Raw genomic sequence first — 6,351 nt, 5'->3', positions numbered from 1 at the left:
TCAGCCCTCCAAGAGCCGACCACCCATGAATCATTGAAAAATTGATTCGGGAATCCTATAAATCGCGATGAAATCAACAATCTGCCAAAGTAGTGCTAGCGCCAATGAGTCCACGCCCACTGTCGACGCACCGAGGCCATCCGGCTTTTCAGCGCAGGGCAGCGGAGCCCACTCGCCGCATGATGCCATCATGCCCCTGTTATGCCCGACGGGTCAATTTATTTTCGTAAAATACGAACTTAGTGATTTCGACGACTTGGCTACTGTGCATGGGGTTGTTTTTGACTTTTTTGTTTCGCGCGATCCCGGGCGGCCCTCCTCATGTTGTGGTTCAACGGCCCGTGCCGGAGCTGGTTCATCCTTGAGGCCCCTTCGAACCCGCCGGAGCGAGCGCACGACAAAGCGGCATGAACCAGACAGAGCCTTCAGCCGAAGCGCAGATCGCAGCGATCATCGCCAGCGCTGCAAAGCAGCCGCTGCTCGATGCGGCCTTCGAGCTCTGGTGCCGGCGCTACCGGCTCGACACACTCGACGGACGCCCGACCGACGAAGAGGTCCGCGTCAATCGCACGCTCACGCCGGAGCAGTTCCGCGCGAAATACCGCTACGACCGCGACCACGCCCATGAAGGGCCGATGTTCGGTTATGTGAAACGCGCCCATCCGCGCGCCGATGACGCAGCAATCCGGCAGGCCATCATCACCGCCGTGAAGTTCGAAGATGCCACCTTCGAGCACTTCAACTGGAATGGCGATTTCTGGGACTGCATCGTGCGCGCCGTCGCGCGCGCGGCCGCCCAATATCCGGACTTTCTCGAGACGACTTATCGCGACGCCCGCAACAACGTCGCCTACTACTACAAGTGAGCTAGAAGCACAGCGTGGTGACGAGCTTGCCCTGCTTGTCCTTGATCGCATAGGGGCAGCGCAGCCGCTCCAGCGCCTTCTTGGCGTCCTCGTCGCCGAGCGCGGCGGCACGTTCGTAATAGGCCTTGGCGGCATCCTTGTCCTTGGCGCCGCCGCGGCCTTCCTGCGCGAACGCGCCCATCCGCTCCAGCGCGCCGGGATGGTTTTGCGCCGCCGCCTTCTCGAACATCGCGCGCGCCGCGACGTCGTCCCTCTCCCCGCCGTTGCCGTTGGAGAGCATCAGGCCAAGCTGGTACTGCGCCTCCGCGTTGGTCTCGGCCGCCCTGCCGAGCAGCGCGCGCGCCTGTGCGGGGTCGGCCGGCGCAGCACCGCCGGCGCCGCCGAGCGCGGCAAGATTGCTGACACCGCGAGGATTGCCGGCCTGCGCCGCCCGCTCGAACAGCTTGCGTGCTTGTGCTTCGTCTTTCGCAACACCGGAGCCGGTGCCGTAGGCGACACCGAGCTCGACCATCGCCGCGCTCGAGCCCTTGTCGGCCGCCTTGCGCCAGGCGGCGATCGCCTCCGCCGTCTGCCGGTTGGCGGCATAGGCGCGGCCGAGCGCGAACATCGCACGCCGCGACGACGGTGCGGCCTGCTTGCAGAATTTGACGGCGGTCGCAATGTCGGACGCGGCAAGCTCCGTCACGCCCTTCACATCGGCCGGCTTGTCGGGATCGCTGGGATCGGCGGCCAGCCGGTCGCACAGGACGAGATCGGCCGATTGCGCATGCGCCGATAACGGCGCTGCAAGCGTCAGGAGAATGGCAAGGAGACAAGTCCGCATGGGCGCCACGTTGCGTCTCTGCTCCGGCAAATTCAAGGCTCGAGTCCCGATTGGCGCAGCACCGGGACGACCTCCGGCGATGCCAGATAGCGCAGCAGCCGATCGGCCGCTTCGGCATGTCTGGCGTTGGCCATGCGGCCGGCGGAAAACACGGCCGGTGTCTGCAAATCGTGCGGGATCGGGCCGACGACCTCGATGCCCTCGACCTGCTTGAGCTCGCTGATCTGCTGCACGGCGAGGTCGGCCTCACCGCTGACGAGCCGCTCCGCCGTAAAGCCCTGCTCGACGATGGTGGCCTTGGCGTTGATCTCGGCTGCGATGCCCCATCGCTGGATCAGCTGGGCGAAATAGACGCCGCTCGCGCCCAGCCGCGAATAGGCAACGGATCGCGCCGCGAGCAGCGACTTGCGCAATGCAGCTTCGCTGGAGATATCGGGATGCGCCTGCCCTGCCCGCACGGCGATGCCGACGAAGGAGCGCGCCAGATCGGCCGCGCTACCTGCGGCCACGCGGCCCTCGCCGATCATCTCGTCGAGCCCCTCACGGGTAAGGATGACGAGATCGGCGGCCTCGCCGTCGCGTAGCCGTTTCAGCAGTGCCAGGGTTGGCGCGAAGTCGGCATCGACATGGATGCCGTGAGCGGCCTCGAAGGCGGAGGACAGGCTGCGCATCGCGCCCATCAGGCCGAGCGTCGAGAGCATGCGAATGTTTTCCATGGGCTATTCCTGTCGCGATCAGGCGCGGTGCATCAGCTTGAGCGCGGCGGTCAGACGCAGGCTGCGCTTGCCGGCGAGCGCCGTTGCCTCAAGCACCGCCTGCTCCGCGTCATAGGCGCCGGAGAAACCGATGCCGACCTCGTGGCCGCCGAAGATCGGATCGTCCTTGGCCGGCGTGTGCTCCTGATTGAGGATCTGGCCCTTCCAGCGCCCGTTGGCCGCGGTGTAGCTGCCGAGATAGTAGAACGAGGCATCGCCGCCGAGGATGCGGCCCTGGTTGAGCAGCATCACGCCGGTCAGGCCGCCATCGACGCCGTCGAGCATGCGCAGGTGGATCGAATAGAGCCCGTCGGCGATGCCGGCCTCGCCGACGCCGCCCGCGATCGGCACCTCGTCTTCGGTGATCGGCGTCATCACCGACTGGAAGGGCACGCCGGGCAGCTCTTTCAGTTCGCCCTTGAAGCGATAGAGATCGCCGTCCGCCCAGCCTTTCGCAAGCAAGGTAGCATCGTCGGTGCCGGCCATGGCGCGGTAGTTCGGGTCCGGGTTGTGGCGGACCGTCTTGATGACGATGTCGACGCCGGCTTCGGTCCTCGCATAGCTGCCGATATGAGCGAAGGCCGAATTGCCGCCGAGCATCTTGCCATTGCCGACATGCATCACGCTCCGGCCGACCGCGTCGCCGAGCTGAAATCGCACCTTGTAGAAGCCTTCAAACACCAGCCGTGTCCCCGGCCCCGCGCTTCCCGGGGCATTCTATCCCGGTTTCGCCGGCGATGGACAGACTTCAAGCCGGCATGGCCGGCAGACCCACAACAACGGCTGTCATCGGAATGCAAAAATCCGCCGGAGCTTTGCAGCTCCGGCGGATTGAAGACCAACCCGGGCCAGCCCCCCGGCCCGGGCCGGGAGGATCTTAGGCCGCGGCCTTCTTGTCGGCGGGCACGGACGCGATCGTCTTCAGGATCTGCGAAGCGATCTGGTATGGGTCGCCCTGCGAGTTCGGACGGCGGTCTTCCAGATAGCCCTTGTAGCCGTTGTTGACGAAGGAGTGCGGAACGCGGATCGACGCGCCGCGATCGGCAACGCCGTAGCTGAACTTGTTCCACGGCGCGGTCTCGTGCTTGCCGGTCAGACGCTTGTCGTTGTCCGGGCCGTAGACGGCGATGTGGTCCATCAGGTTCTTGTCGAAGGCCGCCATCAGCGCCTCGAAATACTCCTTGCCGCCGACCGTACGCATGTACTCGGTGGAGAAGTTGGCGTGCATGCCGGAGCCGTTCCAGTCGGTGTCGCCGAGCGGCTTGCAGTGGAACTCGATGTCGATGCCGTACTTCTCGGTCAGGCGCAGCATCAGGTAGCGGGCCATCCACATTTCGTCAGCGGCCTTCTTGGAGCCCTTGCCGAAGATCTGGAATTCCCACTGGCCCTTCGCGACTTCCGCGTTGATGCCTTCATGGTTGATGCCGGCCGCCAGGCAGAGGTCGAGATGCTCTTCGACGATCTTGCGGGCGACGTCGCCGACGTTCGAGAAGCCGACGCCGGTGTAGTACGGACCCTGCGGGGCCGGATAGCCGGAGGCCGGGAAGCCGAGCGGACGGCCGTCCTTGTAGAAGAAGTATTCCTGCTCGAAGCCGAACCATGCGCCGGCGTCATCGAGGATGGTGGCGCGCTTGTTGGACGCGTGCGGGGTCTTGCCATCGGGCATCATGACTTCGCACATCACGAGCACGCCGTTGGTGCGCGCGGCGTCCGGGAACACGGCGACCGGCTTCAGCACGCAATCGGAGCTGTGGCCTTCGGCCTGCTGCGTGGAGGAGCCATCGAAGCCCCAGAGCGGAAGCTGCTCGAGCGTCGGGAACGACGCGAATTCCTTGATCTGTGTTTTGCCGCGCAAGTTCGGAGTCGGCGTATATCCGTCGAGCCAAATGTACTCGAGCTTATACTTGGTCATTGAGCCTCTCTGTAGATGATGCGAAAGGTGGGGTTGAGAGCCCCCGCACGTTTGTACCCGGCCATCATCGGCCGACCCACTACAAGCATTTTGCGTGCCAAAAGGCCGCAGCGCGGGAGGTTTTCCACCGCGTCCGGGGTCGGCCCGCCGACGGCAAACCATCCCCGGCGGCGTGCGTCATAGCCGCGCACCTTCGCGTGAAGCTGCACCGCAAAAATCCCGCGGAAAACGCCTGATTCTGGAGCAGACGCTCCGTTGCCGGAGGTTGCCGATGAAACGCGCATCAACGTCCGGCAACTTTCGCAAAGTCCTGGGCCCTGCCTAGCAACCTTTGGAATGGCCCAGGCGTTAGCCACCGACACGGTGCCTTAGGGGATGCAGAGGGTCACATGCCTACAGATTGGGCAGCAACTGATTTCCTTTTCAGCACTTTCCAATTCGGGATGCGCGGCCGATATGGGGAATCCAGTAACCACAATCGAACGAGTCGGGCGCACCATGGAGGCCAAGGCGCTTCGACCCAGGAGCAATCGCAATGATGAATAATGGTCTGAATCACGGATCTGCAACGATCTACCAATTCCCTGTCGGGGGCCGCGCGGCTCTCGCCGGACGTCGCTATAGCGACACCCGCCTTCCCGCCGATCATGCTTCGCTTCCTGCGAACGTCTCGATCTGCAGCGACAGCTGGTACCACCAGGATGCGGTCGACGAAGCAAAGCCCAAATGGGAACGCTAATGTTTGTGTTTGGTATGATACCGCCGCGCTCGCGCAAGCGTCCGACGGAAGTTTGAAAAAGGGTCGAAACAACGAGGTTTCGGCCCTTTTTGATTCCTGCTGGACTCCCGGCTAGAGGGCGGGCTTTTCGATCACCGTGCAGGAAGTGACCGGCCGCTTCAGATGCTGGACCGTGGTCGCTCCGGTCTTGCCGATCCTCAGCGTGATCCCTGCCCCCGAATAGCGGGTGCCAGAAAGCGCCAGCCGCTTCTTCAGCGTGACAGGTTCGCCGTCGATCTGGAGGAAGGCGCGTTTGTCATCGTCATAAAATCCCACGATGAACTGCGTACCATCGGCACAGCGATAGGTCCGGAACGTCTGCGCATCCGCCTGTCCCGCACCGATAATTCCGCCCGACAGCATGGTGATCGCCAAAACAACGGCCTTGTGCCGACCCATGATTGCCCCCTGAATGCACTCAAGGACGCCGTAGTGCGTCCAGTGGAAACATAACCCAAGTTGATCTCATGCCAGATTCCCCTGCCCGCCACCTCGCCCTGCAAGGCGCCAGCAATTTTCGCGACCTCGGCGGCTATCCGACTTCGGATGGCCGCACCACGCGCTGGCGCCACATCTTCCGCTCCAACCATCTCGGCCAGCTCACGGCCGCCGACGTCGAGATCGTCCGCGCGCTGGGCGTGCGCAGCGCCTTTGATTTTCGCGGCGTCGAGGAGCGCGCGGCCGGCGTCTGCGTCGTGAACGAGATCACCGTGCATTCGCTGCCGATCGAGCCGACGGTCGTCGCCGCGCTGCGCGCCGAGCTTGCTGAGGGCAGGCTCACCGCGCCGGTCGCGCTCGAGCTCATGCGGGAGTCCTACCGCAACTATGTCCGCCACAACACGCACAGTTTTCGCGCGCTGTTCGGCCATCTCCTGGAAGACCGCGCGCCGCTGGTGATCCACTGCACCGCCGGCAAGGACCGCACCGGCTTTGCAAGCGCGCTGATCCTGCATGCGCTCGGCGTGACCGACGAGGTCATTGCCGAGGACTACTTGTTGACCAACCAGCACTACAAGCGGGACGCATCGAACGCTTCCGATCTTCCCGCCGACGTCCTCGATGCGATCGGCAGCGTCGAAGCCTCATACCTTGCTGCTGCCTTCGAGGCCGTCTCCAACGAATATGGCGATCTCGAAACCTACTTGCGCGACGGCCTCAAGCTCGGCACACCGGAGCAAACCGCGCTGAAGGCGCGTTATCTGCAATCGTAAACGGCG

Annotated in this window: 8 protein-coding genes; 3 read left to right on the top strand and 5 right to left on the bottom strand. The window is 63.9% G+C overall.

The features are described 5' to 3' along the window. Nucleotides 1-407 precede the first annotated feature (407 nt). Complete coding sequence (locus IVB46_RS13935) at nucleotides 408-866, top strand: hypothetical protein (protein ID WP_247311204.1); 459 nt, start codon at nucleotides 408-410, stop codon at nucleotides 864-866. A gap of 1 nt (nucleotide 867) precedes the next feature. Here IVB46_RS13935 and IVB46_RS13930 read toward each other — a convergent pair whose 3' ends face one another. The 4 genes from IVB46_RS13930 to IVB46_RS13915 all read right to left on the bottom strand — a co-directional run bounded on the left by IVB46_RS13930 (nucleotide 868) and on the right by IVB46_RS13915 (nucleotide 4,356). Beyond that, nucleotides 868-1,689, bottom strand: a complete 822-nt coding sequence (locus IVB46_RS13930; protein WP_247311206.1) for a tetratricopeptide repeat protein — start codon at nucleotides 1,687-1,689, stop codon at nucleotides 868-870. Nucleotides 1,690-1,721: 32 nt separating this feature from the next. After that, on the bottom strand, nucleotides 1,722-2,405 hold the full coding sequence (locus tag IVB46_RS13925; RefSeq protein ID WP_247311209.1) for a substrate-binding domain-containing protein: 684 nt from the start codon (nucleotides 2,403-2,405) through the stop codon (nucleotides 1,722-1,724). Between the two features lie 18 nt (nucleotides 2,406-2,423). Further along, nucleotides 2,424-3,125: a GrlR family regulatory protein gene (locus IVB46_RS13920; protein WP_247311212.1), complete on the bottom strand. Its 702-nt coding sequence runs from the start codon at nucleotides 3,123-3,125 to the stop codon at nucleotides 2,424-2,426. A 196-nt stretch (nucleotides 3,126-3,321) separates the two neighbouring features. Then, entirely contained in the window at nucleotides 3,322-4,356 is a 1,035-nt protein-coding gene (locus IVB46_RS13915) for a glutamine synthetase beta-grasp domain-containing protein (protein WP_038943077.1), read from the bottom strand. Between the two features lie 535 nt (nucleotides 4,357-4,891). Here IVB46_RS13915 and IVB46_RS13910 point away from each other — a divergent pair. After that, complete coding sequence (locus tag IVB46_RS13910) at nucleotides 4,892-5,095, top strand: DUF2735 domain-containing protein (RefSeq protein WP_247311217.1); 204 nt, start codon at nucleotides 4,892-4,894, stop codon at nucleotides 5,093-5,095. Between the two features lie 111 nt (nucleotides 5,096-5,206). Here the strand turns inward: IVB46_RS13910 and IVB46_RS13905 are convergent, their stop codons facing one another. After that, complete coding sequence (locus tag IVB46_RS13905) at nucleotides 5,207-5,533, bottom strand: MliC family protein (RefSeq protein ID WP_247311219.1); 327 nt, start codon at nucleotides 5,531-5,533, stop codon at nucleotides 5,207-5,209. A 68-nt stretch (nucleotides 5,534-5,601) separates the two neighbouring features. Between IVB46_RS13905 and IVB46_RS13900 the strand changes: the two genes are divergently transcribed. After that, nucleotides 5,602-6,345 carry a tyrosine-protein phosphatase gene (locus IVB46_RS13900; RefSeq protein WP_247311221.1) on the top strand — a complete coding sequence of 248 codons (744 nt, stop codon included), beginning with the start codon at nucleotides 5,602-5,604 and terminating at the stop codon, nucleotides 6,343-6,345. Nucleotides 6,346-6,351 lie beyond the last annotated feature (6 nt).

The organism is Bradyrhizobium sp. 61 (genome assembly GCF_023073075.1).
Taxonomy (GTDB): domain Bacteria; phylum Pseudomonadota; class Alphaproteobacteria; order Rhizobiales; family Xanthobacteraceae; genus Bradyrhizobium; species Bradyrhizobium barranii.
This window is presented reverse-complemented; position numbering and strand designations above follow the sequence as displayed.